The sequence below is a fragment of the Serratia sp. SCBI genome (assembly GCF_000747565.1).
GTDB classification, from domain to species: domain Bacteria; phylum Pseudomonadota; class Gammaproteobacteria; order Enterobacterales; family Enterobacteriaceae; genus Serratia; species Serratia ureilytica.
In genome coordinates, this window is the sequence record NZ_CP003424.1 from 3,112,744 (window position 1) to 3,139,308 (window position 26,565).

Below are 26,565 nucleotides of genomic sequence, written 5' to 3' on the forward strand. Positions count from 1 at the left end.
TCGTCAAAAGCGGTGAGTTGCAATTGCAATTGTAAAGGGATAGAGTGGCTTTCGCCATTATTGCATTTACAACTCTTGCATATGCAATTCAATAAATTCCTGTATCGCTCAGCGCCTTATCAGGTAAGTACATTTGGAGCTTTTATGAACCAACCCGCGGTAAAAGCAGATCTTGACCCACAAGAGACGGCTGAATGGCTTGAGGCATTTGAAGGCGTCGCCGACATCGACGGCCGTGAACGCGCGCATTTTTTGTTGGAAAGAATGGCCGAAGCCGATCAGCGAAAACACGGCGATTTCTTCAGCATGGTCACCACGCCGTACGTGAATACGATCCCGGTCTATAAGCAGCCGACGTATCCCGGCGATCTGGCCGCGGAAGCGCGCATCAATGCGTTTATTCGCTGGAACGCCATGGCGATGGTGCTGCGCGCCGGCAAACATTCCAACGTCGGTGGACACATCGCCACCTACCAGTCGGCCGCGGTGCTTTACGACGTGGGATTCACGCACTTTTTCCGCGGACGCACCGATGAGTTTGCCGGTGACATGGTGTATATCCAGGGTCACTCCGCCCCCGGCATTTACGGCCGCGCCTATCTCGAAGGACGCATCGACGAGGAGCAGCTCGACAACTTTCGCCGCGAATCCGCGCGCCGCGGCCTTTCTTCCTATCCGCACCCCAGGCTGATGCCGGATTTCTGGCAATATCCCACCGTTTCGATGGGGCTGGGGCCGCTGACCGCCGCCTATCAGGCACGCTATATGCGTTATCTGGAATACCGCGGGTTGAAACCGCATCAGGGGAGAAAGGTGTGGGCGTTTCTCGGCGACGGCGAGATGGATCAACCGGAATCGCTGGCGGCAATTGCGCTGGGCGGGCGAGAAAAGCTCGATAACCTGATCTTCGTCGTGAACTGCAATCTGCAGCGGCTGGATGGTCCCGTGCGCGGCAACGGCAAGATCATTCAGGAACTGGAAGGCACCTTCAAAGCCGCCGGCTGGCAGGTGATCAAGGTGATCTGGGGCAGCGGCTGGGACAAACTCCTGCAAAAAGATCGCTCCGGGCTGCTGATGCAGCGCATGATGGAGTGCGTCGACGGCGATTACCAGACCTTCAAGTCGCAAAGCGGCGCCTATGTGCGGGAGCATTTCTTCGGCAAGTACCCGGAGTTGCTCGCGCTGGTCGCCGATCTGAGCGACGATGAGATCTGGGCGCTGCACCGCGGCGGCCACGATCCGCAAAAGGTGTACGCCGCCTACCATCAGGCGATGCATACCCCGGGCAGGCCGACGGTGGTATTGGCCAAAACGGTCAAAGGGTTCGGCATGGGAGAAGCCGGTGAAGGGCAGAACATCAACCATCAGCTGAAAAAAATGAGCCAGGATGCGGTGAAAGCCTTCCGCGATCGTTTGGGGCTGACGCTCCCCGATGCGCAGCTGGAAGCGATCCCTTATCTGAAGCCCGAGCCCGACAGCGCGGCGGCGAAGTACATCACCGCAACGCGCACCGCGCTGGGCGGCTACATCCCCGCCCGCTTCGGCCAATCCGCCCCGCTGGCGATACCGGCGTTATCGCGCTTCGACAGTCTCCTTAAGGGCAGCGGCGAGCGCAACATGTCAACCACCATGGCCTTCGTCAATATCCTCGGCGCGCTGCTCAAAGACCCCAACATCGGCAAACTGATCGTGCCCATCGTGCCGGACGAGTCGCGCACGTTCGGCATGGAAGGCCTGTTCCGCCAGATTGGCATCCATTCCTGGCTCGGCCAGCTGTATACCCCGCAGGATGCAGGGCAGCTCAGCTACTATAAAGAGGCCAAATACGGCCAGATTTTGCAGGAAGGCATCAACGAATCCGGCGCGATATCGACCTGGATCGCCGCCGGCACCGCCTACAGCAACCACGATGTCGCGACGATCCCGTTCTATATCTTCTACTCCATGTTCGGGCTGCAGCGGGTGGGCGATCTCGCCTGGGCGGCGGCCGACGCGCGCACCAAGGGTTTCCTGCTCGGCGCCACCTCCGGCAGAACCACCCTGATGGGCGAAGGCTTGCAGCATGACGACGGCCACAGCCACGTGCTGTCTTCCGTGATCCCCAGCTGCGTCTCCTACGATCCGACCTATGCCTATGAACTCGCGGTGATTGTTCAGAGCGGCATGCGCAGGATGTTCGTTGAGCAAGAGGATATTTACTACTACATCACCTTGCTCAATGAGGGATACCCGCAGCCGCCGATGCCGGCGGGCGTAGAGGACGGGATTATCCAGGGGGCGTATTTGCTCAAACAGAGCGCAGCGACAACCCAAGAGAGCCCGCGTGCTCAGTTGGTCGCCAGCGGCGCCATCATGCGCGAGGCGCTGGCGGCGGCGGAGCTGTTGGCCGTGGACTTTGGCGTCGCCAGCGATATCTGGAGCGCCACCAGCCTGAGCGAGCTGCGCCGCAACGGCATGGCGGCCGAACGCTGGAACCTGCTGCATCCGGAAGATCCGCCGAAAGTCCCTTATATACAAAGCCTGCTGGCGGCGCATCCCGGCCCGGTGGTGGTAGCGACGGACTATATGAAGATCGTCGGCGATCAGATCAAACCGTTCTTGCCCGACCGCACCTTTATCGCCTTGGGCACCGACGGCTTTGGCCGCTCGGACACCCGCGAGGCGCTGCGTGAGTTCTTCGAGGTCAACCGCCATTTCATCGCGCTCGCCGCGTTGAAACTGCTGGCAGACGAAGGCCGTATCGCCCGCAGCGAGGTCAACCGCGCCATGGCGCTGTACGGCATCGCCCCCGATAAGCCGGATCCGGCTGCGGTGAAGTAACACTCAGCCTACCCACGCCGCCGGTTGTCACCCGCGGCGTTTTTCTTCCTTCGATTCGGCAGCGCGCGGCGCCCGCTCCCCCAGCCGCACCACGGGAATGTCCGCCAGCCGGGTGGTGTAGGCCGGCGACAGCATGTCGCGCTTCATTTGCCACGGTTTGACGATCCCCTGCCCGGCGAACCATACGCGCCCGCGCCCTTCCTGATTCAGGCGATCGAGGGTCGCCATCAGGCGCTCGCTGTTGCGGCGCGGCGGGCAGTCGTCGAACAGATCGATCTGCGCCATGGCGGCGGCGCTGAAATCTCCCAGCACCACGCCGCCCTTCAGGTAACGTCGCCCCTCCTGCCAGATGCTTTCCAGCGCACGTACCGCCATGGCGATGATGTCGCGGCTGTCGTTACTCGGGGTTTGCAGCCGGGCGGTGCCCATATTGCTGTAATACCCTTCGCCCGCCGAATGCGGGCTGGTTTTGATAAACACCGACACGTTGCGGCAATAGCGCTTTTCCTGTCGCAGCTTTTCGGCGGCGCGTTCGGCATAGCTGCAGATCGCCTCGCGCATGTGCGGGTAGTGCGTCAACCGCTGGCCGAACGAGCGGGAACAGATGATCTGCTCTTTCGCCGCCGCCTCATCCTCCCATTGCAGGCATGACTCGCCGCGCAGCTCACGTATCGTGCGCTCCAGCACCACGCTGAAGGTTTTACGCGCCAGCCGGGTATCGCAGTCCGCCAGCTGCAGCGCGGTGTGAATGCCCATCGCCTGCAGCTGGCGCGTCAGGCGGCGGCCCACGCCCCACACTTCTTCCACCGGGAGCAACGCCAGCAGTTTGCGCTGGCGCGCCGGATCGGATAAATCCACCACGCCGCCGGTGCCGCGCCATTTCTTGGCCGCGAAGTTGGCCAGCTTGGCCAGCGTTTTGCTCGGCGCAATGCCAACCCCGACCGTCAAATGCAGCTCGCGCCGGATGCGATCGCGCACCCGCTGGCCGAACGGTTCCAGCGCCTCGCAGCGCGCCACGCCGTCCAGCCGCAGAAAGGCTTCGTCCAGTGAATAGATCTCCACCGCCGGCGCCATCTCCTCCAGCGTGTCCATCACCCGGCGGGACATATCGGCGTACAGCGCGTAGTTGGAGGAGAACACCGCGACGTTGCGACGGCGCATCTCCTCTTTGATCTTGAAATAAGGCGCGCCCATCGGCACGCCCAGCGCCTTCGCCTCGGCGCTGCGGGCGATCACGCAGCCGTCGTTGTTGGACAACACAATCACCGGCCGCCCCCGCAGGTCGGGCCGAAAGATGGTCTCGCAGGAAGCGTAGAAGCTGTTGACGTCTACCAGGGCAAACATGGTTACAGCGCCGCGTAGACGATAAAGGTCACCACGCCGAAAATCTCCAGCTGCGCTTCGTCGTCGAACACGATGGGCGCATAGGCGGGATTCATCGGCAACAGCTGCACGTCGGGGTGGCGCTGCAGCTTTTTGACGGTGAATTCGCCGTCCACCGCAGCGATCACGATATTGCCATGCTCCGGCGTCAGGGCGCTGTCGACAATCAGCAGATCGCCGTCCCGAATATTGCCGTCGATCATCGATTCGCCGCTGGCGCGCACGAAATAGGTGGCGTTGGGGTGCCGCACCAGCAGTTTGCCGATATCCAGCCGGCTCTCGACATAGTCCTGCGCCGGGGAGGGAAAACCGCAGGCCACGCGATCGGCAAACAGCGGTAACGTTAGGGGCTCACCTGGTGAAAAAGCATACAACCTTAAAGTACTCAGCATAATCATAACCAAACTGTATATTTATACAGTAAGGCATAAACAAAACGCGAACGCGTACAACCCCTATCCCCCTGCGGATCGCGCTTTGCCGCGTAATATAATAATTTTCTGAGCGATTTTTTTTTACGCCTGCTAACGGTTTCACGCTGCCTTGCACACACGTTATCCACTAAAACTGTGGATAACCTGCAGGGCGTGATTCCCTACGCGAGCGGGATCAGAATCCTGTATAATGTCCACACCTGCTCAATAAGCATTCATCCCCGTCGGCGCCTCGTCACCGGCGGTCACGAGAACGTTATGAACAAGCACCTACTCCTCGCAGAAACCGACGACATCGAACAGGCCTGCCTGTCTCGCCATGCGGTCTGGCAGCGCACCGATCTGGCTCAGGCGCAGCAGGATTGGCTGGCGGAAGAAGTGCCGGTCGCCCTGGTGTACAACGGCATTTCCCACGTGGTGATGATGGCGACGCCAAAAGATCTGGCGGCCTTCGCCATCGGTTTTTCGCTGTCCGAAGGCATCATCGCCTCCCCCGACGATATCTACGACATCCGTCAACAACCGGCCTGCAACGGCATTGAAGTGCATGTAGAGCTCTCGAGCCGCCGCTTTATGCAGCTGAAAGAGAAGCGCCGCAGCCTGGCCGGCCGCACCGGCTGCGGCGTCTGCGGGGTCGAGCAGCTGCAGGAGGTTGCTCAGCCCATCGCACCGCTGCCCTTCACCCAACGTTTCGATTTGGCCCAGCTCGACCGGGCGTTGGCTCAACTGCAGGAAGTGCAAACGGTGGGAAAACTGACCGGCTGCACCCATGCGGCGGCCTGGATCCAGCCGGACGGCGCGCTCAGCGGCGGATGTGAAGACGTCGGCCGCCATGTGGCGCTCGACAAACTGCTGGGTTACCGCAGCCAACAGGCCTGGTCGCAAGGGGCGGCGCTGGTCTCGAGCCGCGCCAGCTATGAAATGGTGCAAAAGTCCGCCATGTGCGGCGTCGAGATCCTGTTCGCCGTCTCCGCCGCCACCCGTCTGGCGGTGGAAGTGGCCGAGCGCAGCAACCTGACGCTGGTGGGCTTCAGCAAACCGGGGCGCGCCACCGTCTATACGCACCCGCAACGGCTCTGGCAATCGACAACGGCGGCATAGCGCCGCCGGATAAGAATCGACTATTCTCAATAGCAGGACACCAGGAAGCACCCACGTTATGATAATTCGCCCGCACCAGAACTGGTTTTTTCGCCTGTTCGCCTGGCACGGTTCCGTGCTGTCAAAAATTACCTTTCGCCTGTCGCTGAACGTGCTGATGTCGATAGTGGCGGTGATCAGCTACCAATGGTACGAACAGCTCGGCGTGCATTTGACCATCGCGCCGTTCAGCCTGTTGGGCATCGCCATCGCCATTTTTCTTGGCTTTCGCAATAACGCCGGCTACAGCCGCTTTGTCGAAGCGCGCAACCTGTGGGGCTCGCTGCTGATTACCGAACGCACCCTGCTGCGCCAGATCAAAAGCCTGCTGCCGGACGAACCGGCGGTGCAGCAAAAGGTCGCCAAGCTGCTGATCGCCTTTAGCTGGAGCCTGAAGCATCAGCTGCGCGGCACCGACCCCACCGCCGATCTGTACCACAATCTCACCGGCAACGAGCTGGCCGAGGTGATCGCCAGCCCGATGCCGACCAACCGCATCCTGCTGATGCTGGGCCAGGAAATCGGCAAATTGCGCCGTCAGGGCCTGCTGAGCGACATCACCTTCGGGCTGATCGACGATAAGCTGAGCGAACTGTCTCACACCCTCGGCGGCTGCGAACGGCTCGCCAGCACCCCGGTGCCGTTCGCCTATACCCTGATCCTGCAGCGCACCGTTTACCTGTTCTGCAGCCTGTTGCCTTTTGCCCTGGTGACCGATCTGCATTACATGACACCGTTTGTTTCGGTGTTCATTTCCTATACCTTCTTATCCTGGGACTCACTGGCCGAAGAGCTGGAGGATCCGTTCGGCGTGTCGGCCAACCATCTGCCGTTAAACGCCATTTGCAACACCATCGAGCGCAACCTGCTGGAAATGAACGACCAAAGCCCGCTGCCACCGCCGATGAAACCCGACGAGCACTTTAATTTGATCTGATCTATTTCACCCGAACACACTGGAGCCGAATGCAATGAATGCAAATAACACCCCGCCGCAAGCCGTATTCACGCCGGTCACGCGCCATGCCATTTTCATCGTCGCCACCCTGTCGCCCGTTCCTGCCCATCTGGCGGCGGTGCGCGCCTGGTGCGGCGATATCGCCGCCGTGGTACGTTCGGTCGGCAAACGCGCGCCGGCGGGCAATCTCACCTGCGTCTGCGGCTTCGGCTCCGAGGCCTGGGATACGCTGTTCGGCGCGCCGCGCCCTCGCCAGCTGCATCCGTTCAGCCCGATCGGCAGCGGGGAGCGCGTTGCGGTCGCCACGCCTGGCGACATCCTGCTGCACATCCGCGCCGATGAAATGGATCTGTGTTTTGAACTGGCCTCTCAGTTGACCGCCAAGCTCGGCGACGCCGTGACGGTGATCGAGGAGGTGCACGGCTTCCGTTATTTCGATCAGCGCGCCATGATCGGCTTCGTCGACGGTACGGAGAACCCGGAGGGGCACGAAGCCTTCGACTACACGGTGATCGGCGACGAAGACGCGGCGTTCAGCGGCGGCAGCTATGTGCTGGTGCAGAAATACCTGCACGACATGCAGGGTTGGAATTCGCTCAGCGTGGAAACGCAGGAGAAGATCATCGGCCGCCATAAACAGTCCAACATCGAGCTGGATGAAGCGGTCAAACCGTCGTCGTCGCACAGTTCGTTGACCACCATCACCGACGAGCAAGGCAACGAGGTGAAAATTCTGCGCGACAACATGCCGTTCGGCCGCCCCGGCCTGCGCGAGTTCGGCACCTACTTTATCGGCTATGCGCGCTCCCCGCAGCCGATCGAGCAGATGCTGGAAAACATGTTTATCGGCCGCCCGGCCGGCAACTACGATCGGCTGCTCGATTTTAGCCACGCGGTGACCGGCACCCTGTTCTTCGTGCCTTCCGCCCCGCTGCTGGAAGCGCTGGCCGATCGCAGCGGCGCCGAACTGCACTGATTGGATGAAATGCGGGGCCGCAGCGATTAGCCGTTGGTTATCCTGTGGCCCTGCGCATCAATCACCGGCTCCCCGTCCTCTTTGCTGAAGGCGCCGCGCTGCGGATCCGGCAGAATCTCCAACACCACCTCCGACGGACGGCACAAACGCGTGCCGAGCGGGGTCACCACAATGGGGCGGTTGATCAGGATCGGCTGTTGCAGCATGAAATCGATCAGTTGATCATCGCGCCAGCCGGCGTCGTCCAGCTTCAGCTCGGCGTAAGGCTCGATGTTTTTGCGCAGCAACGCGCGCGGCGTCATGCCCATTTCGGCCAGCAACGCAATCAATCGTTCGCGGCTTGGCGGCGTTTCCAGATACAAAACCACCTCTGGCTCAACGCCGCTGTTGCGGATCAACGCCAACGTATTGCGCGACGTGCCGCAGGCCGGGTTATGGTAAATCTTGATGTCGCTCATGACGGTTTCTCCGGTCAGGGCAAAACGGACAAACGCAATGCCAGCGCGGCCAGGGTGACAAACAAAATCGGTAACGTCATCACCAGCCCCACGCGGAAATAATAGCCCCAGGTAATGACGATGTTCTTTTGTGCCAACACATGCAGCCACAGTAACGTCGCCAGGCTGCCAATCGGGGTAATTTTGGGGCCGAGATCGCTGCCGATAACGTTAGCGTAAATCATCGCCTGTTTGATGACGCCTTCCGCACTGCTGCCGTCGATAGACAACGCCCCCACCAATACCGTCGGCATGTTATTCATGATGGAAGAGAGAAATGCGCTCAGGAAACCGGTGCCAAACGTCGCCGCCCACAGCCCCTGCCGTGCCAACGCGTCCAGCACACCGGAAAGCCAATCGGTCAAACCGGCGTTGCGCAACCCGTAGATCACCAGATACATGCCCAGTGAGAAAATGACGATCTGCCAGGGCGCCCCGCGCAACACTTTACCGGTATCGATCGCTCGCCCGCGTTTCGCCACCGCCAGCAAAACCAGGGCGCCGCAAGCGGCGACCAAACTGACGGGCACGCCGAGCGGCTCCAGGGCGAAAAAACCCATCAACAACAGCGCCAATACGGCCCAGCCGGTCCGAAACGTCGTGCGATCGCGGATCGCTTCCCGTGGCACCGGTAAACGCGTCAATGCGTAGCGCTGCGGAATATCCTTGCGGAAGAACAGATGCAACATCACCAGCGTCGCCGCGACGGCGGCAAGGTTGACCGGCACCATCACCGCCGCATACTCCGTAAAGCCCAGCCGGAAGAAATCCGCTGAAACGATATTTACCAGGTTGGACACCACCAGCGGCAGGCTGGCAGTATCGGCGATAAAGCCCGCCGCCATGACGAAAGCCAGCACGGCAGCAGGACGAAAACCGAGCGCCGACAGCATGGCGATCACGATCGGCGTCAGAATCAACGCGGCGCCGTCGTTCGCGAACAACGCTGCCACTACAGCCCCTAGCAGCAACATGTAGGTAAACAGCCATCGACCTTTGCCGTTGCCCCAACGTGCGACATGCAAGGCGGTCCAGGTGAAGAAGCCGCTTTCATCCAGCAGCAGGCTAATGATGATGACGGCGATGAAGGTCGCGGTCGCATTCCAGACTATCTGCCACACCACGGGAATATCACCGACGTGCACCACGCCGCTCACTAATGCCAATCCCGCCCCGATCGACGCACTCCAACCGATGCCCAGCCCTTTCGGTTGCCAAATCACCAAAATCAACGTCAGAATAAAGATTGTCCCTGCCACTATCATCGCCGCCTCGCTGCTTCTTCAAGTTTACATATATGTTTTTTCGGATATGTTAAGGCAAATTTTTTATCGTTACGGGCAACCTTTCGCCGCGCGTTGCGCCAATTCCATCATCTGTTCTGATCGGCACTGATAAGCCTGCTCAATAATAGCCGCCGCCCAGGCCGGCATATGCGGCGACAGGCGATAATGTATCCACTTGCCATCGCGCCGATCGAGCAACAGCCCGCTTTCACGCAGCATCGCCAGATGTCTTGATATTTTTGGCTGCGGTAGCGCCAGTGCGCCCGACAGCTCGCACACGCACAGCTCGCCGGCGTGGCGCAGCACCAGCACCAGCGTCAGACGCGTCTCATCCGACAAGTTTTTAAACAGCTTCAGCGGCGTCAATGACGTCATGTCGCACTCCCGTTAACCTTTATCTGCTCCACAAATCGCTCGTGAAAATATCACCTTCATATTCGAAAAAGCAAATATAAAACGCAAGGCGTTATCCCCAGCCCAACAACTTATACTTATCTTACGCTGTTTTTATGGGAAGGAGGCGCCATGCCGCTCACATTCAAACCGTCGGAAAGACTCTCCATCGGCACCGAAATAGAGCTGCAGCTGGTCGATGACGAGCACTACGATCTTACGGATCGGGCTGACCGGGTGGTCAGCGCGGTCGGCGACCGCCGACGCGTCAAACATGAGCTCACCAAGTCGATGGTGGAACTGAACAGCTCGGTGCACCGCGATCTCGATGCGCTGCACGCCGAGCTGCGCGCCCTGACCGATACCGTCCGGCGTAGCGCACGGCGCCTGGGCTGTGACGTCTGCGGCGGCGGCCGCCACCTGAGCAACGACTGGCGCAAGCAGGTCATCAGCGACAACGCGCGCTACAGGCAGCTGGCCAGCCGTTTTGGCTATCTCTCCAAGCTGGCCTGCGTATTCGGCCAACACATCCACCTCGGCGTCAACGACGGAGACGAGGCGATGTACCTGTGCCATGCGCTGACGCCCTATTTTCCGCAGCTGATCGCGCTCAGCGCTTCGTCACCGCTGTACCAGGGCGTCGATACGCGCTTTGCCAGCTCCCGTTTCAGCGCACAGAATTCTTTCCCCAATTACGGGTGCCTGGAACACATCTACAGCTGGCGCGAATTCAACGCCTACTATGACCGGCTGCATGCCGCCGGCGTCATCGACAGCGTCAAGGATATTTACTGGGATGCGCGGCCGAAACCGGAGCTGGGCACGGTAGAGATCCGCATCTGCGATACGCCGCTGCGCCTCGCGCACGCCACGCTGCTGGTCGGCTACTGCCGTATGCTGGCCGATTTTCTGTTGCAACACCGCACGCCGATCGCGCCGGAGTACGATGCCTTCACCAACTACAACAAGATCAACGCCTATCGCAGCGGTTTCGCCGCCGAATACGTCGATCCCGCCACGCTGCGCCGCTGCAGCCTGACCGCACATATCCTGCACACCCTCGACTCGCTGAGCGGCTTCGCCGAGCGGCAGGAGGATCGGGCCGTGCTGCAGGCGGTCGAGCGCCATGTGCGCCGGGGCATCAGCGATGCGGAGCATATCCGCCAGATGTTGCACAACGGCCTGCCGCAAACCCAGGTCATCAAACGCCTGTGCGATGAGCTGTTGCAACCGGCAAGTTAAGTTTCGGCTATCGATTCCATACGCCAAAGCGGCTGTTCATTATGTGCTCTTTCGCTACAATCGTGAGCACTGACATTCACCGTATCGAGGACACTATGTACAATTTCTCCCGCTATCAGGCAAAAGAACTGGCGCTGGCTTACATGAGCGGCAAAAAGCACGATCTGTCGCCGCAGGAGTTTTTGCAGCAGCTGAAAAGCAGCGAAAGATCGTTTGAGCACCTGCTGAAACACGGCAGTGAAATGCCGCGTGACGTGCTGGTCAAAAGCTTCTGAACGGCCGGTCGCCGGCCTCTTTCCGTCTACGCCGCCGGTGGCGGGCCTGACAGGTCCGCGCATTCCCGGACGTCTCTCTCCCTTTCTCTTCGCCCCCGACGTTTCGCCTCCACCGACCAACACCCGGAAAATTCGCCTTTAGAGACGAATTATTGACATATTCGTATTCAGGTGCGAATTTATAGTCATCCCCCATCCACAACGGATCACGCCATGCCGACGCCAATCAGCGTAATCAGCGGCGATCTGGTCGATTCTCGCCGGTCAGACACCGTCAACTACCTCAACGGGCTGCACAGCCTGCTCGATAGGCTGCAGCACGACGGGCGGCTGCGCCAGGTGGAAATCTTTCGCGGCGATGCCTTCCAGGCGCAGGCCGCGCCGGAGGACGGGCTGTTGCTGGCGGTGTATGTTCGCACTGCGCTGCGGGCGATGGGCGCCGCGCACTGGGATGCGCGCATCGCCGTCGGGCTGGGTAGCCAACGGCCCGACGCCGCCGGTTACGGTAGCGCCTTTATCAACTCCGGCAGCGCGCTGGACGCCATGACGAAAAATTGCCGCCTGGCTCTGAAAACCGACAACGATCGGACAAACGCCATTGTCAGCGATCTGCTGCCGATGTTAGATCATGTCATTGGCCGCTTGTCGCAGACCGAAGCGCGCATCGTCCAGGCGAGAATGTTCGCCGACAGCGGCGCGGCCGTAGCCGAGCAGCTGCAAAAAGCCGCTTCCACGGTCTCCGCCACGCTCAAACGCGCGGCCTATGAGGAGATCATGCGGTTTATTCACGCCATTAACAGGATCGTCTGACTATGGATCTGACCTATGCGCCTTTACTGGCCTGGCTGTTGATCGTCCATCTGCTGGCGGATTTTCCGCTGCAGCCGCTGAGTTGGGTGGAAGATAAAATCCAACATCGCGCGCGTTCGCGTTTTCTGCTGTTGCACGCGTTGCTGCATGGGGTGCTGGCCGCCTGGGTGGTGGCCGGTTTCGGCCTGCTGCACGGCGGACTGTCTTCACTGCAGGTGCTGGTCAGCCTGCTGGTTATCGCCGTCAGCCACTACCTGATCGATTTGCTGAAAGTCACCGCCATGATCCGCCTGAGCCCGGCCCGCAGCTTTCTGCTCGATCAGGGATTGCATCTGGCGGTGATCGCCTTGCTGTGGCTGGGGCTGACGCCGAATGCCGGTGAACTGCTCGCGGCGTTGGGACGGCAACTGGGGAGTTGGCAAACCGGCCTGGTGCTGGTGGCCTACAGCCTGATTTATCTGCCGATGAGCCTGCTGATTGGGCAACTGCTGGCGCGCTGGACGCCGCAAATGCCGCCTTCGGCCAAGGCCGACAACGATTCGCTGCTGCGCGCGGGCAAACAGATTGGCTATCTGGAAAGAACGCTGATCCTGACCTTTGTGCTGCTGGGGCAAATTCCGGCGATCGGTTTTTTGCTGGCGGCCAAATCTATCTTCCGTTTCGGCGATCTGCGCCAAAGTGACGATAAGATGCGTACCGAGTATGTGCTGCTCGGCACGCTGTTTTCCTTCACGCTGACCATCATGCTCGGCCTGCTGGTCAACAAACTGCTGTAGCGGTGCGGGGGCGAAGAATTTCGCCCCCGAAGTGAACGCCGAGGCGGCTTAGAGCCACTCGCCGAAGCGGCGGATATAGAAACGCTTCATCAACTGTGCGACCACGCAGTAGCTGACCAGCGTAGCGGCCAACCACGGGAAGTATTCCCACGGCAGCGGCTGCAAGCCAACCAGGGCGCCGAGCGGCGAGAACGGAATGTAGATGCCGAGCGCCATCACCAACCCGGTGGTCAGCAAGACCGGCAACGCCGCCGTGCTCTGAATGAACGGGATCTTCTGGGTGCGCAACATATGCACCACCAGCGTTTGCGACAGCAGCCCCTCAATGAACCAGCCGGACTGGAACAGCGCCTGGTGTTCCACGCTGTTGGCGGCGAACACGTACCACATCAGCGCATACGTCGTGATATCGAAGATTGACGAGGTCGGCCCAATCCACAGCATAAAGCGCCCGATGTTTTTGGAGTCCCACTTGCGCGGTTTGCGCAGAAACTCTTTGTCCATCTTGTCCCACGGCAGCGACAGCTGAGAAATGTCGTACATCAGGTTCTGAATCAACAGGTGGATCGCCAGCATCGGCAGGAACGGGATGAAGGCGCTGGCCACCAGCACCGAGAACACGTTGCCGAAGTTGGAGCTGGCGGTCATGTTCAGGTACTTGATGATATTGCCGAAAGTCTCGCGCCCTTTGATTACCCCCTCTTCCAGCACCATCAGGTTCTTTTCCAACAGGATGATGTCCGCCGACTCCTTGGCGATATCGGTACCGGTGTCGACCGAGATGCCGACGTCGGCGTCGCGCAGCGCCGGCGCATCGTTGATGCCGTCGCCGAGGAAGCCGACGGTATGGCCGTTGGCCTGCAGCATTTTCAGCACCCGCGATTTTTGCAACGGCGTCAGCTTGGTGAAGACCGTGCGCTGTTCCACTTCGCGCGCCAGTTCTTCGTCATCCATCTGTTCAATCCGCAGCCCGGAGAGCGGCTCGCCCGGCTCCAGCCCGACGTCGCGGCAAATCTTGCAGGTGATCACCGGATTGTCGCCGGTCAGCACCTTCACCGTCACGCCATTTTCCTGCAGCGCGGCGATCGCCTGCTGAGCGCTCTCCTTCGGCGGATCGAGGAAGGTCAGCAGCCCTTGCACCACCATATCGCGTTCGTCGGCCACGCTCAGCGCTTCGGCCGGGCGCTGCGCATCCAGCTCGCGCGTCGCCAGCACCAGCACGCGGAAACCGTCTTCGTTATATTCTCGGGCCAGCGCCTGCAACGCCGCACGGCGCGCGTCGTCCAGCACCAGCGTCTGATCGCCTTCACGCACGTGGGTGGCGATCTCCAGCATCTCCTCCACCGCGCCCTTACAGATCAGCTGCTGGCGGCCATTCTCATCCGCCACCACGATCGACAAACGGCGGCGCACGAAATCGAACGGCAGCTCATCCACCTTGCTGAAACGCCCCAGGGCTTCAATCCCCGGTTTGCCGCGGCCAAAGCGGATCACCGCCTGATCCATCAGGTTCTTCATGCCGCTCTGATGGAAGCTGTTCAACCAGGCCAGGTGCAACACCTCGTTATCTCTGGCGCCGTTGACGTCGATGTGGTGCTCGAGAATGATGCGGTCCTGGGTCAGCGTGCCGGTCTTGTCGGTGCAAAGCACGTCCATGGCGCCAAAGTTCTGAATGGCGTTCAGACGCTTCACCACCACCTTGCGACGCGACATGGCGATCGCCCCTTTCGCCAGGTTGGAGCTGACGATCATCGGCAGCATTTCCGGCGTCAGGCCGACCGCCACCGCCAGCGCGAACAGCGCCGCTTCGCTCCAGTCGCCTTTGGTGAAGCCGTTGATCAGCAACACCACCGGCACCATCACCAGCATGAAGCGAATCAACAGCCAGCTGACGCTGTTCACCCCGCGATCGAACGCAGTCTGCGCCCGTGTCCCGACGATCGACTTGGCCAACGAGCCGAAGTAGGTGCGCCCGCCGGTCGCCACCACCACCGCCGTAGCGGTACCGCTGGCGACGTTGGTGCCCATCAGACAGATGTTGGAGAGCTCAAGCAGCGCGTTCTCGCTGGACACTTCCCCTTCGCTCGACTTCTGCGCCACGTTGCCCATCGCATCGTATTTCTCGATAGGGATCGCCTCGCCGGTCAAAATCGCCTGGCTGATGAACAGATCGCGCGAGGCGATAAGACGCACGTCGGCCGGCACCATGTCACCGGCGGAGAGCTGGATGATATCACCCGGCACCAGTTCGCGGATCGGCACTTCCAGCGTCAGCGGATGCGCGCTGTAGCTGCTGCGGCGCAGCACCGTGGCGGTAGTGCGCACCATCGATTTCAGCGCTTCCGCCGCTTTGTTGGTGCGGTATTCCTGCCAGAAACGCAGCAGCCCGCTCAGCGTGACCATGGTCAGAATGATAATGACGCCGGTGAGTTCAGTTTCTTCACCGCTCTGGAACGGCAGCCAATAATCGGTAAAGAAACTGATCGCAGCCAGCACCATCAGCACGAAGATAAACGGGTTGTTGAAGGCCTTGATCAGCTGGATCAGGGCATGCGGCGCCTTGTCATGGGCGACCTGGTTGGCGCCGAACTGCTCCAGCCGCTCATCGGCGTCGTCCTGGGTCAAGCCGTTGCGGTTGCACTTCAGGTTCGCCAGCGTTTGAGCGATGCTGTTGGTGGCCTCTTGCGCAATGGCGTAGGTCACCGCGTCTTTATCACGGCGACGTGTTCTTTCATTAATCTGAGTCATAACGCTATTCTCTTATTTTAGTTCTGCGCACAGCGAAGCCCCGCCCGATAAACAGGTGACTATGCGCAGCTTGGAATTTTTTATTAGCGTGACTAAATGGCGGAATTACCCTGTCAGCCACGCTGGAATCATTTCCCTTCCGGGGTCATCGTCCATAACGCCTCCTTAATGTTCAGCGTTATTCAAGGCGTGCATGAATAAACCTGAACATATAATCAAGTTAATCAATATTTATATCATTAATCAGACCGGTAATTCGGACGCGACGCGCCAGCGAACGGCGCTCACGCTTTTTTCCAGACTGACGCGGCAGACAATGCCTTCGATTTCTTTTTGCGCGGCTGGCGTAGCGGTAATTTCCGCGCACACTTCCAATTGTCCCGGGCTCGAAATATCGGCGCTGCGCAAGGATTGCAGCCGCAAGGCGACGCCGTTCAGCGCCTGCAGGATCAGGGTGCGCACCAGAATTTCGTCCTGCTCGCCGCAGGTCACCTGAATGCGATAGCACAGTTCCAGATCGGTCGCCTGCTGATGCGGCTGCAGATTGATGCGCTGCGCGGCTTCGCGCAGCAGGATATTGGCGCACAGGATCACCAGCGTAGCGACCACCGCATCCCAATGCTGGCCCAGGCCGCACAGTACGCCGATCCCCGCCGAACACCACAGCGTGGCGGCGGTGTTGAGGCCGCGAATATTAAGCCCTTCACGCATGATCACGCCGGCGCCGAGGAAGCCGATACCGGAGACGATCTGCGCCGCCACGCGGCCGGCGCTGGCCGGATCGGTGGACATGGAGCTGAGAATAAAGACCGCCGCGCCGGTCGCCACCAGCGCATTGGTGCGCAGGCCGGCCATGCGTTGGCGCCACTGGCGTTCGGCGCCAATGACCGCGCCCAGGCACATCGCCAGCAATAAATTCAAAACGAAAGGAGTCATAGCCATGACTGTCCCCTTAATTAACCGCAGGAGATAAAATCATGTGCTGTTTAGCACACGCGAAATCGCGCTGAAAATAAATCAGCGAATCAGCGTGCTGTGCCTGGAGGGAAAAGGCTGTGGCTGCAGAATACCATAATAACGTCCAACTCAATTCACCTGAAACCGTCAGGCATCAGGAAACGTTTCTTATTCGGGTATGCACAGCTCAGAAATAACTGGAGAGGGGTGCTGCCCGCCGATAACGGCAAGCAACAAATCAGAAGAGAATTGGTCAGCTTGCCTTATTTGTTTTATTACAACTACAACTGTCCAATTGGGTTTCTCCACTGAAATTTTGGCTGAGTATAGTGACGTCGGGTAATGAAGTAAAGGCTAATTTATTAAACGAAAAATAAACTGGAATACGGCGTTTATATTTCGATGTCACAAATAGAAGATGGCGACATTGGGCGACAGTGCGCTTATCGGTAAACTGCCCTCTTTCATCTTCCAAGGACGCCCCTGATGAAACAACGGTTTTCCCCGCTCGCGCTGGCGCTGCTCATCAGTTTTCCCGCCGATGCCTTACTGCTGCAGCAAGGCGACGTGCAATTTGAACTCGACCCTGCCACGCTGCATATCGCCGCAGGCCCGGTGCCGATCAATCTGGCGCAGCCTGCGCAGCAGGTAACGGATCTTACCGCAACGCCACGACGCGCCAGCTGGCGATGGCCGCAACGCGCAATCAACGTCAGCGCCCGTCTGGAAGGCGGCGATCTGCGCCTGAGCTTCAGCAGCGATCGGCCGCAAACCCTGAACTGGTATCATATGCCGCAGGGGGAAACGCTGCTGTTGCCGATCGGCGAAGGCAGCCGCATCCCGCTGGATAACGCGGTCTGGCGTCATTACCTGACGACGGAAATGACGCCGCTGGATACCAACTGGGATCTGAAACTGCCGCTGTGGAGCCTGCAACACCAGGGTAAGGTCTACAGCTGGCTGATGTTGACGCCGTTCAGTAACCAGATAGCCTTCGCCACCGCGCAGGAAAAGCTGGCGATGCGCGCCAGCCACCAATTCAATCGCTTCAATCAACAACAGGCATTCGAGGTGCTGCTGCACGTCGGCGACGCCCCGCTGTCCGGCGCCCGCCGTTACCGCGACTATCTGCAACAAAACGGCCGGTTCAGCAGCCTGCGCGAGAAGATCAAGCAGGCGCCCGAAGGCGAAAAGCTGATCGGCGCTACCCATATCTATCTGTGGGGCGACCAATTGCTGGCGGCGGAAGATGTCAAGGATTGGCCGGGATTACTGCACTACTTCGCCTCTCCCGCCGCCGAAGCGCTGCGGCAGAAGATGGACGCCGAGAGCAGAAGCTTGCTGCTGCGGCTGGCGGGAAAAACGCCGGAGGGCTGGCAACAACAGCCCCTGATCGACGGCATCAACCGGGCGTTGACGGCGCAGTTCGCGCTTGGCGCGACGCCGGATGACGCCGACTTTCTGCAGGCGCAACAGCGCCAGGCCGCCGCAGTGCGGGCGCTGGCGCAACGGGAGCTGGGACGCTGGTTAACCCCAGCGGACGGTTGGGGGCAAGGGTTGGCCAAACCGTTGATCGACGCGCTGCGCCAGGCCGGTTTGCCGCGCCTGTGGTTGGGCACCGATAACTGGACCGCCGCCTTCCTGCACCCGCAAGCGGTAGCCGCCGCCAAAGCGGCCGGTTATCTGATCGCCAGCTACGACTCCTACGATACCGCCATCGCGCGCGGCGTCAACGACAGCTGGCTCACTGCGCAGTTGCCGACGACGCTGCGGGAATCCTGCGCCATCGTGCGCGCAGACGGCAGCAGGAAACCCGGCTTCGGTAAACAGGGTTATTACCTCAATCCAGGCTGTGTCCTGCCCTATTCTCAACAGCGCATGCGCGAACTGGTGCAATTGGCCGGGTTGAACAGCCTGTTTCTCGATGTGGACGGCACCGGCATGGTGTCCGACGACTATCAGCCCGACCACCCAACCGGCGCGGCGCAGATGGCCGAAGCCCGCAACGCCCGGCTCGCCTGGTTCAGCGCCACCCTTAAGTTACCGCTGGGCTCAGAGGATGGCAACGCAGTGACCGCGCGCAGCCTGATGTTCGCCCACGGCATGGAAACCTGGGGATTCGGCTGGGGAGATAAACAGATGAATCAGGATAAATCCTCGCCCTATTATCTCGGCGCTTGGTGGCCCAACGCCCAACCGGCGTTTTTCTTCCGCCCCGCCAAAGTGAAACAGCCCTACCGTACCGTCGAATTCGATCCGCGTTACCGCCTGCCGCTGTATCAGGCCGTTTTCCACGATGCTATCGTCAGCAGCCACCACTGGAATTACGACAATCTGAAGTTCAGCGACGTTCAGCCCCCCCGCAGCCTGCTCAGCCAGCTGTACAACACCGCGCCGATGTTCCACCTGAGCCGCACCACTCTGGCGGCGCGCTTACCGGCGATAAAACGCGCCGATGCCGCCTTCCGGCCGCTGCATCAGGCCTTGTGGGATAAAGCGTTAACCGACTTCCGCTGGCTCGATCGGGACGGCTGGGTGCAACAGACGACGTTCAGCGACGGATCGACCCTGACCGCCAATTTCAGCGCGCAACCTTTCGGCGGCGTGGCGCCCCACAGCGTACGCGCCAAACTGGCCGACGGCCGCACTCTCGACGTCGCACCTTAGCAAGGCCGCCGACAGTGGGCTACGCTAGGCTATATTTCCGTTTACCCACAAGGAACGGCCGATGACTCCCCTGATCCACACTCTGCTCGACGAGATTTGGCAAAGCCTCGGGCAATGCCCTGCCCCCGCCGATCGCCTCACCGTAAGCGGCACCGGCGCATTGCCTTCGGCTTTTCCCGTGACCGAATTGGCCACCGCCGCCTGGAGCGCTGCAGGTTTAGCCTGCGCCGAGCTGCTGCGGCGCGAGGGCGCCGCCGCGCAGCAGGTTTGGGTCGATCAACGCCTGGCCTCGCTTTGGTTCGGCTGGACGCTGCGCCCGCTGGGTTGGACGCTGCCCGCCGCCTGGGACGCGCTGGCCGGCGACTACGCCACGGCGGACGGCTGGATACGCCTGCATACCAATGCGCCACACCATCGGCGAGCGGTGGAACAGGTGCTGGGCCCGGCATCGAAGAAAGGCGCGCTGGCGGAACGTGTGCTGGCCTGGAAAAAAAGCGAGCTGGAGGAAGCGGTGATCGCGGCCGGCGGCTGCGCAGCCCAAATGCGTTCGGCGGCCGCGTGGCGACAACATATTCAGGGTAAAAGCGTGGCGCTCGAACCGCTGATCCACACCGCATTGCAGCCGGAAGCGCCATCGCCCGGCTGGACGCTGCCCGTCGCCCGGCCGCTGCACGGCGTGCGGGTACTGGACCTGACGCGCATTCTTGCCGGGCCGATCGCCACGCGTTTTCTCGCCGGCTTGGGCGCCGACGTGCTGCGTATCGACCCTTACGGGTGGGATGAGCCCGGGGTCGAACACGAAGTGATGTTGGGCAAGCGCAGCGCGCGCCTCAATCTGACCAATGCGCGCGATCGCCATACGTTTGAGCACCTGCTGAGAAACGCCGACGTGATCGTGCACGGCTACCGCGCCGGCGCGCTGGAGAAACTGGGCTATGGCGCGGAGGAAAGGCACGCGCTGGCGCCGGGCCTGATCGACGTCTGCCTGAATGCCTACGGCTGGAGCGGGCCGTGGCGCACCCGGCGCGGTTTCGACAGTCTGGTGCAGATGAGCTGCGGGCTGGCGGAGGCGGGCATGGTTTGGCGCAGCGCCAGTTTGCCGGTGCCGCTGCCGGTACAGGCGCTGGATCACGCCACCGGCTATTTGATGGCGGCGGCGGTGCTGACCGGTATGACGCAGCGCCTGTACCGCGGCACCGGCTATCGCGCGCGCTTGTCGCTGGCGCGGACGGCGCAGCTGCTGCTGGCGCATCCCTACCCGACGCATTATCGGCCGGAACCGCTGACACCGGCCGGAAGCGCCGACGAGAACCCTGAAACGGAACTGACTTACTGGGGGGCCGCGCAACGCCTGCGCGCGCCGTTGAGTCTGCAGGGCACGGCGCTGCAATGGGCGCTGCCGGCGACCACGCTCGGCACCTCGCAACCGGAATGGCTACGCCGCTAAATCGCCGCCAACTGCTGCTGAAGCCACTGCAGCAAGCGGGTGACCGCCGGCGTCAACCCGGCGGTCTGCGGCCATGCCAGATAAACGTCGTCATCGCTCAGGCGACAGGGCGCGGCCAAGGCCACCAGCCTCCCCGCGTCGAGGGCATCCTGCACCAGCAGCTTTTTCGCCAACGCGATGCCAAACCCTTGCTCCGCTGCGCGAATCAATAATCCGGCATCGTTGAACAACGCCTGTTGCCGCCCGCATAACGGGCGCCCCTGCGCGTTGAACCAGTCGCGCCAGGGACTGACGTCGTGCTCGAGCAACGGAATATCGCCACCGTTCTCGAAAGCCGCCCCCCATTCTCGCGCCATATCCGGCGAAGCGACAGGCAACACGTCCCCCGAGGCGATGCGCTGCGCCTGCAGCCCCGCCCATTGACCGCTGCCGATGCGGATCGCCGCATCGAACCCCCGCTGCGACAGATCCTGCAGCGCCAGCGACGCATCGATATCCAGCGCAATATCGGCACAGGCCTCATGAAAAGCCGACAGACGCGGCAGCAGCCAGTAATGGGCAAAAGACGGCAACACGCTGATGCGCAGCGTCTGGCTTGCCGCCGCTCGCCGGGCGCGGGCGACGCCCTGCTGCAGCGCCTGCAGCGCCGGCTCTACCGCCGCCAGCAACTCTCGCCCGGCGGCATTCAGGCGCACGCCGCGCCCGCGCCGTTCAAACAGCGGATAGCCGACCGCCTGCTCCAGCAGCTGAATTTGCTGGCTGACCGCGCCGTGCGTCAAATGCACCTGTTGCGCCGCAGCGCGCAAATTTTCCAACCTGGCGGCGATAGCAAAGGTCGGCAAGACATGCAAGGGAATGCGTTCACTCATTATTGGTTAACCAGGCTATCCAAAAAGGTTATTTTTTATCGATTTTGACCGGCAGGCAAATGTTCTATGTTTACCCCATCATCCCTGACGCTTTCGGAGCCGCCATGCACCCACGTTTACAACAGGACCTCGCACAGTTTCCGCAGATCCTCGATCACACCCGCCAACTGGCGGAAGATTTCCTGGCTGGGCTGCAGCAACGCTCGGTCTGCCCACCGCTCGAGCATCAGCAGCTGCAACCGGGCGACGATCGGCTCGACGAAAACGGCGAAGGCGCCCTGGCGGCGCTGGAGCGCTTTTGGCAACGTTATCAGGCCGGCATTTCCGCCAGCGCCGGCCCGCGTTATTTCGGCTTCGTCACCGGCGGCGGCACCCCGGCGGCGGTCGCAGCGGACTGGCTGGTTAGCGTGACAGACCAAAATAGCCTGCTCAGCCATGATACCATCGCAGCCACGATCGAGCTGGCGGCCGTGACGCAATTGAAATCCCTGCTGGGCCTGCCGGAAACGTTCAGCGGCAGCCTGGTCAGCGGCGCGACCATGGCTAATTTCACCGGGCTGGCCATTGGTCGGCAGTGGCTGGGGCAACAGCGCGGCGTGGATATCGCCCAACAAGGCCTGACGGCGCTGGGCCCGATCCGGGTTCTGGGAGCCAATCCGCATTCCAGCAGCGTGAAGGCGCTCAGCATGCTCGGTATCGGCCGCGAGGCGTTGACGATCGTCGCCAGCCTGCCGGAGTCTGAAGCCATGGATATGGCGGCGCTGGAGCGGCAGCTGGCCGCCGGCGCTGGCCAGCCAACGTTGGTACTGGCCAGTGCCGGCACGGTCAATACCGTCGCTTTCGACGATCTGCCGCAACTGCTGGCGCTGCGAGAGCGTTATCCATTTTGGCTGCATGTCGATGCGGCATTCGGCGGCGTGGCGGCCTGCTCGCCGCTCTACGCCCCAAGGCTCGAGGGCTGGCAGCATGCCGATTCCATCACCGTCGATGCGCACAAATGGCTGAACGTGCCTTATGACAGCGCGATCCAATTTACCCGCCATCTGGATCTGCAGATGCAGGTATTTCAGAACCATTCGGCCTACCTGGAAGCACCGACGCTGCGGCCAGACAACTATCTGCATCTGACGCCGGAAAATTCGCGCCGCTTCCGCGCCCTGCCGCTTTGGCTGACGCTGAAAGCCTATGGCCGCAGCGGCATACGAGATATCGTCGAGCGCAATGTCGAACTGGCGCAGGCGCTGGGAGCGGCGTTAGCGGCCGAGGACGGTTTTCATCTGTTGGCGCCCGTGAATATGAACGTGGTGTGCTTTGCCCTCAGTCATCCACAGGGCGACAGCGAAGCGGCGCGCGATCGCTTTCTCGAACGCCTTAGCCGGCATGGGGTGGCGCGTTGCACCCCTACGCGTTATAACGGCCAGCCGGGGATCCGCGCCGCGCTGGTCAACTGGATGACGGAGGAACAGGACATTCGCCTGACGCTGGACTCGCTGCGCCATTGCCTGGCGGAGACGGCCTAAACGCCTGGCGCGTCACCCGGGCTGGAAGGCCTGCAAACGCCGTTCTTGCCGCCCGTCGTCGCCGATGTTATCCGGTGACAGCCAGGCGGCAAACGCCGAGCGCAACGCCGGCCATTCTCCATCGATGATCGACAGCCAGTCGGTGTCGCGCGTGCGTCCTTTGACGACGACCGCCTGACGGAACGTGCCCTCATAGCGAAAGCCAAAACGCTCGGCGGCCTGACGCGAAGGCAGATTGAGGCTATCGCATTTCCATTCGCAGCGCCGGTAACCCAGATCGTCAAACAAATGGCGCAGCATCAGGAAAATGGCCTCGCTGCCGAGCGCACTGCGCTTCATCAGCGGGGACCAGTTGATGGTGCCCAGTTCAGCCGCACCGTTGGCGGGATCGATGCGCAAAAAAGCGCAGGTTCCTACCGCGCGCCCGTTCGCCTGATCGATCACCACCATCGTGCGCCTGTCGGCGCTGGACGCCAGGGCCTGCAGGTAATGCTGAAAATCCTCGCGCGTCTGCGGCCGCGCCCAAAACAGATAGGTCCAGTCGCGGTCGTCCTCGGCGGTTTGATAAGCCTGATAAAGCTCGTCGCCCCAGCGTTCGAGGTTCAGCGGTTCCAGGCGGCAAAACCGCCCTGACAGTAACGCTTGCCCGGGCATGCCTGCCGGCTGCCAATGAGGGAGGGCATCGCCTATCGGCTGCCCATATTGATTTTGTCTCACCGCGACATCCTGTTTTTGAAAGGTGCAAGAGCAAATTAAAACCGGCGCGGGTCAGAAACAACTCCGACCTGCCGCCGCCCCTGCCGACCGGCTGGCAAGACGATAGTTTAGAAAAATCACTCAATCACCGATAAACATTCACACAAATAATTTCATATGAAATAAATATCCACATAACCTATTGTAAAATGGTGATTTATGGCAACAATTAAGCTACACATTCCAGCAATAATGTTAACTTTTGTTTGTTGTTATGATAAAAACAGAAGCGCTTATCATTAGCGAAAGGTGCCAAGACAATCATAAGACAATGATTTTTATGATTAAAAACAGAAGAACTCAGGAGTGAGTGCTTTTTGAGCACTTAAAAAGCACGCTAAAAGACTTCAAAAAAAAGACACATGAATTTTTTTTAAGACTTTTCCTAGCAAACTAAAATTTTGTTTCGTGACATGATGAACAGATTATCAGCAGACAATGCCGGCAGGCGCGGGCGCCAAGCGCGAATCAGGCCCATCATGCCGACGCCGGGCGAGTAGCGGATCGCTCTGACTTAAGCCAAACTTATAGATTCATGCGATTAATAAGTTTAGTATGAAAATATCATTGAGTGCCGTCGTGTTTATTGATAGAACACTCGCTACACTGAATTATTGTTCCATTTTGCCTTTCGGCTTTTTAGGCTTTTTCTCATATTACCGCAGTAAAACGGATTTAAGTGGGGGTGCGATATGCCAACGATTATCATGGATTCATGTAGCTATACCAGATTGGGGTTAACCGACTATCTGACTTCGCATGGCGTGAAGAAGCGCCATATTAATGCCATCGAGGACATTGACAGCCTGCATGAAAAATGCAGTAAGTTGAATCCTAGCCTGGTGTTTATTAACGAGGACTGCTTCATCCATGAAGCAAACGCCACGGAGCGAATAAAACGGGTGATTTCACTGCACCCGGATACGTTATTCTTCATCTTCATGGCTATTACCAATGTACATTTCGACGATTATTTATATGTTCGCAAGAACGTCATCATATCGTCAAAATCCATCAAACCAGAGACTATGAATCAGCTACTTAGTCATTATCTCGAGAAAAAATCCCTACGGGTGGAGAAATCTTCTCTGGATCAAACGCCGGTGACGCTGAGCCAAACTGAATCGAACATGTTACGCATGTGGATGTCAGGGCAAGGCACCATCCAGATATCAGACCAGATGCAAATAAAGGCCAAAACGGTCTCTTCCCACAAGGGAAACATCAAGCGGAAAATAAAAACGCACAACAAGCAGATCATTTACCACGTTGTCCGTTTGACCGACACATTGACTAGTGGAATATTCGTCAATAGCCGCTGAACCGTAGAGAACGCCCCCACTTTGTTTACCCATCGTTAATTTCCGGTGATAACGTAATCCGGTTCTCAAACGCTGGGATAACCAAAAGAATACCTGCTGCGTTATCCCCCGCTGGCGCAACGGGTATTTTTATGTCGTCGATAAAAAAATTCTTACCGTATTGAAATAATCTCAAAATAGACAGTTTCGTTAGCAAATTAATGAGATTGTTCGAAGTTACTGCCCGGGCGCGCCGCAAGGCTCCACAAAAGTGCCGTCACGGCTGTCGATTTCATTAAAAAACCACACGCCCGCCGGGTAGTCCTCAAGAGACACCAGATACATGGTACCTTCGTTGAAGACCTCTACGGCCAGAATGACGCCTTCGCGCCGTGGGCCACCATCTGTTTTTACCGTCACTCGATCGTTAACCTGCATACCCTTCCCCATTCTTTGCGATTGGCATCAGTGTATTACAAAACCCCGGGTGAAGGACACCGCCCCAGCCCTGCCGGTCTCTGCTATCAGCGTAGCAGCCGCCTGGATTTTCACTTTCTTAACGGTTTGACCGCAGAATCTTAAGCCGGCCTCGCGTAACCTGTCTTCAGGCGTTTCCCCCCAGAGAAGCGCTTGCAAATGAAGAAGTAACAAGGAACTTTTGCCCGCAGACTTGCGGGCTTTTTTTTATGCGCCGTCAAATTGCAGGCATAAAAAAACCCGCCTCGGCGGGTTTTATTCAATCAGCGGTAGACGCCAATTAGATAGCGGTAACGTTAGCCGCAGATGGACCTTTCGCACCGTTCTCGATAGAGAACTGTACGTTCTGGCCTTCAGCCAGGGTCTTGAAGCCTTGATCCTGGATAGCAGAGAAGTGTACGAATACGTCTTTGCTGCCGTCTGCTGGGGTGATGAAACCAAAACCTTTAGCTTCGTTGAACCACTTCACTTGACCTTTGATCATGTTGGACATGTCTAATTTCCTTCAATAATAATGTTAGCCGCCATGGGCGAGATAGCCGGTCATCAGTTACTTATGGAGGCACTGGAAAGGAAATTCGTCAGAGAAGGGCTATCCGGGATAACGCTTTAAATTTGAACTACTTTACTCAAAATGTCGTGCATAAATAGGTCTGTACCACAGGCCGACATCATTAACTCACGAGCGAGCGGCAATAGCAACCTTTTTCGCCGTGCAGGGGCGTTAATCTCGGCTAAACGCACAGGATTTGACCCCGTCTGCCTACGGGATCGCCAGCTGAATCCCCATTACGCCGCAGGCAAATGATAGTAATTCTCGTTTTACTGTTTTA

At 59.5% G+C, this 26,565-nt stretch carries 23 protein-coding genes; 12 read left to right on the forward strand and 11 right to left on the reverse strand.

Annotated features, from left to right (window positions below):
• Nucleotides 1-144: 144 nt before the first annotated feature.
• Nucleotides 145-2,820 (forward strand): pyruvate dehydrogenase (acetyl-transferring), homodimeric type, encoded by a 2,676-nt coding sequence (gene aceE / locus SERRSCBI_RS14660; RefSeq protein ID WP_042784902.1) that lies wholly within the window; start codon nt 145-147, stop codon nt 2,818-2,820.
• A gap of 27 nt (nt 2,821-2,847) precedes the next feature.
• Here aceE and umuC read toward each other — a convergent pair whose 3' ends face one another.
• Both umuC and umuD read right to left on the reverse strand, forming a co-directional pair.
• Nucleotides 2,848-4,164 carry a translesion error-prone DNA polymerase V subunit UmuC gene (umuC, locus tag SERRSCBI_RS14665; protein ID WP_042784903.1) on the reverse strand — a complete coding sequence of 439 codons (1,317 nt, stop codon included), beginning with the start codon at nt 4,162-4,164 and terminating at the stop codon, nt 2,848-2,850.
• A 2-nt stretch (nt 4,165-4,166) separates the two neighbouring features.
• On the reverse strand, nt 4,167-4,601 hold the full coding sequence (gene umuD, locus SERRSCBI_RS14670) for a translesion error-prone DNA polymerase V autoproteolytic subunit (protein WP_084587969.1): 435 nt from the start codon (nt 4,599-4,601) through the stop codon (nt 4,167-4,169).
• A gap of 294 nt (nt 4,602-4,895) precedes the next feature.
• Between umuD and fdhD the strand changes: the two genes are divergently transcribed.
• The 3 genes from fdhD to SERRSCBI_RS14685 are packed head-to-tail and all read left to right on the forward strand — an operon-like array spanning nt 4,896 to nt 7,711.
• Nucleotides 4,896-5,738, forward strand: coding sequence for a formate dehydrogenase accessory sulfurtransferase FdhD (gene fdhD / locus SERRSCBI_RS14675; RefSeq protein WP_042784906.1), 843 nt, complete (start codon nt 4,896-4,898; stop codon nt 5,736-5,738).
• Nucleotides 5,739-5,796: 58 nt separating this feature from the next.
• Entirely contained in the window at nt 5,797-6,714 is a 918-nt protein-coding gene (locus tag SERRSCBI_RS14680) for a bestrophin family protein (protein WP_033643582.1), read from the forward strand.
• 34 nt (nt 6,715-6,748) lie between these two features.
• Nucleotides 6,749-7,711 carry a Dyp-type peroxidase gene (locus SERRSCBI_RS14685; protein WP_033643584.1) on the forward strand — a complete coding sequence of 321 codons (963 nt, stop codon included), beginning with the start codon at nt 6,749-6,751 and terminating at the stop codon, nt 7,709-7,711.
• A 26-nt stretch (nt 7,712-7,737) separates the two neighbouring features.
• On the opposite strand, the gene arsC is transcribed toward SERRSCBI_RS14685, so the two are convergent.
• The 3 genes from arsC to SERRSCBI_RS14700 form a co-directional block, all read right to left on the reverse strand.
• Nucleotides 7,738-8,169, reverse strand: coding sequence for a glutaredoxin-dependent arsenate reductase (gene arsC, locus SERRSCBI_RS14690; protein WP_042784907.1), 432 nt, complete (start codon nt 8,167-8,169; stop codon nt 7,738-7,740).
• Between the two features lie 14 nt (nt 8,170-8,183).
• Complete coding sequence (locus SERRSCBI_RS14695) at nt 8,184-9,473, reverse strand: arsenic transporter (protein ID WP_042784908.1); 1,290 nt, start codon at nt 9,471-9,473, stop codon at nt 8,184-8,186.
• 69 nt (nt 9,474-9,542) lie between these two features.
• Nucleotides 9,543-9,869 (reverse strand): metalloregulator ArsR/SmtB family transcription factor, encoded by a 327-nt coding sequence (locus SERRSCBI_RS14700; RefSeq protein WP_033650826.1) that lies wholly within the window; start codon nt 9,867-9,869, stop codon nt 9,543-9,545.
• 150 nt (nt 9,870-10,019) lie between these two features.
• Between SERRSCBI_RS14700 and SERRSCBI_RS14705 the strand changes: the two genes are divergently transcribed.
• The 4 genes from SERRSCBI_RS14705 to SERRSCBI_RS14720 all read left to right on the forward strand — a co-directional run bounded on the left by SERRSCBI_RS14705 (nt 10,020) and on the right by SERRSCBI_RS14720 (nt 12,990).
• Nucleotides 10,020-11,129: a YbdK family carboxylate-amine ligase gene (locus SERRSCBI_RS14705; RefSeq protein WP_042784909.1), complete on the forward strand. Its 1,110-nt coding sequence runs from the start codon at nt 10,020-10,022 to the stop codon at nt 11,127-11,129.
• A gap of 95 nt (nt 11,130-11,224) precedes the next feature.
• Nucleotides 11,225-11,404, forward strand: coding sequence for a hypothetical protein (locus SERRSCBI_RS14710; RefSeq protein ID WP_004935085.1), 180 nt, complete (start codon nt 11,225-11,227; stop codon nt 11,402-11,404).
• Between the two features lie 213 nt (nt 11,405-11,617).
• Nucleotides 11,618-12,214 carry a hypothetical protein gene (locus SERRSCBI_RS14715; protein ID WP_033650824.1) on the forward strand — a complete coding sequence of 199 codons (597 nt, stop codon included), beginning with the start codon at nt 11,618-11,620 and terminating at the stop codon, nt 12,212-12,214.
• A gap of 2 nt (nt 12,215-12,216) precedes the next feature.
• The gene (locus SERRSCBI_RS14720) at nt 12,217-12,990 is read left to right on the forward strand and encodes a DUF3307 domain-containing protein (protein WP_033650823.1); all 774 of its coding nucleotides are present in this window, start codon (nt 12,217-12,219) and stop codon (nt 12,988-12,990) included.
• Between the two features lie 48 nt (nt 12,991-13,038).
• Here the strand turns inward: SERRSCBI_RS14720 and mgtA are convergent, their stop codons facing one another.
• Together mgtA and SERRSCBI_RS14730 are read right to left on the reverse strand one after the other, a co-directional pair.
• Entirely contained in the window at nt 13,039-15,738 is a 2,700-nt protein-coding gene (mgtA, locus tag SERRSCBI_RS14725; RefSeq protein ID WP_042784911.1) for a magnesium-translocating P-type ATPase, read from the reverse strand.
• Nucleotides 15,739-15,981: 243 nt separating this feature from the next.
• Nucleotides 15,982-16,680 carry an MgtC family protein gene (locus tag SERRSCBI_RS14730; protein WP_025303346.1) on the reverse strand — a complete coding sequence of 233 codons (699 nt, stop codon included), beginning with the start codon at nt 16,678-16,680 and terminating at the stop codon, nt 15,982-15,984.
• A gap of 501 nt (nt 16,681-17,181) precedes the next feature.
• On the opposite strand from SERRSCBI_RS14730, the gene SERRSCBI_RS14735 reads away from it, so the two are divergent.
• Both SERRSCBI_RS14735 and SERRSCBI_RS14740 read left to right on the forward strand, forming a co-directional pair.
• The gene (locus SERRSCBI_RS14735) at nt 17,182-19,362 is read left to right on the forward strand and encodes a glycoside hydrolase (RefSeq protein WP_042784912.1); all 2,181 of its coding nucleotides are present in this window, start codon (nt 17,182-17,184) and stop codon (nt 19,360-19,362) included.
• Between the two features lie 61 nt (nt 19,363-19,423).
• On the forward strand, nt 19,424-20,809 hold the full coding sequence (locus tag SERRSCBI_RS14740; RefSeq protein WP_042784914.1) for a CoA transferase: 1,386 nt from the start codon (nt 19,424-19,426) through the stop codon (nt 20,807-20,809).
• On the opposite strand, the gene SERRSCBI_RS14745 is transcribed toward SERRSCBI_RS14740, so the two are convergent.
• On the reverse strand, nt 20,806-21,681 hold the full coding sequence (locus SERRSCBI_RS14745) for a LysR substrate-binding domain-containing protein (RefSeq protein ID WP_033650819.1): 876 nt from the start codon (nt 21,679-21,681) through the stop codon (nt 20,806-20,808). The genes SERRSCBI_RS14740 and SERRSCBI_RS14745 overlap by 4 nt on opposite strands.
• Nucleotides 21,682-21,782: 101 nt before the next feature.
• Between SERRSCBI_RS14745 and SERRSCBI_RS14750 the strand changes: the two genes are divergently transcribed.
• Nucleotides 21,783-23,198 (forward strand): pyridoxal-dependent decarboxylase, encoded by a 1,416-nt coding sequence (locus tag SERRSCBI_RS14750; protein ID WP_042785742.1) that lies wholly within the window; start codon nt 21,783-21,785, stop codon nt 23,196-23,198.
• 12 nt (nt 23,199-23,210) lie between these two features.
• Here SERRSCBI_RS14750 and SERRSCBI_RS14755 read toward each other — a convergent pair whose 3' ends face one another.
• Nucleotides 23,211-23,852, reverse strand: coding sequence for a GNAT family N-acetyltransferase (locus SERRSCBI_RS14755; RefSeq protein ID WP_033643593.1), 642 nt, complete (start codon nt 23,850-23,852; stop codon nt 23,211-23,213).
• A 794-nt stretch (nt 23,853-24,646) separates the two neighbouring features.
• Here SERRSCBI_RS14755 and rcsA point away from each other — a divergent pair.
• Entirely contained in the window at nt 24,647-25,276 is a 630-nt protein-coding gene (gene rcsA / locus SERRSCBI_RS14760; RefSeq protein ID WP_019453510.1) for a transcriptional regulator RcsA, read from the forward strand.
• A 216-nt stretch (nt 25,277-25,492) separates the two neighbouring features.
• Here rcsA and dsrB read toward each other — a convergent pair whose 3' ends face one another.
• Both dsrB and cspE read right to left on the reverse strand, forming a co-directional pair.
• Nucleotides 25,493-25,693: a protein DsrB gene (gene dsrB / locus SERRSCBI_RS14765; protein WP_033643594.1), complete on the reverse strand. Its 201-nt coding sequence runs from the start codon at nt 25,691-25,693 to the stop codon at nt 25,493-25,495.
• Nucleotides 25,694-26,012: 319 nt separating this feature from the next.
• Nucleotides 26,013-26,225, reverse strand: a complete 213-nt coding sequence (gene cspE, locus SERRSCBI_RS14770; RefSeq protein WP_004935122.1) for a transcription antiterminator/RNA stability regulator CspE — start codon at nt 26,223-26,225, stop codon at nt 26,013-26,015.
• Nucleotides 26,226-26,565 lie beyond the last annotated feature (340 nt).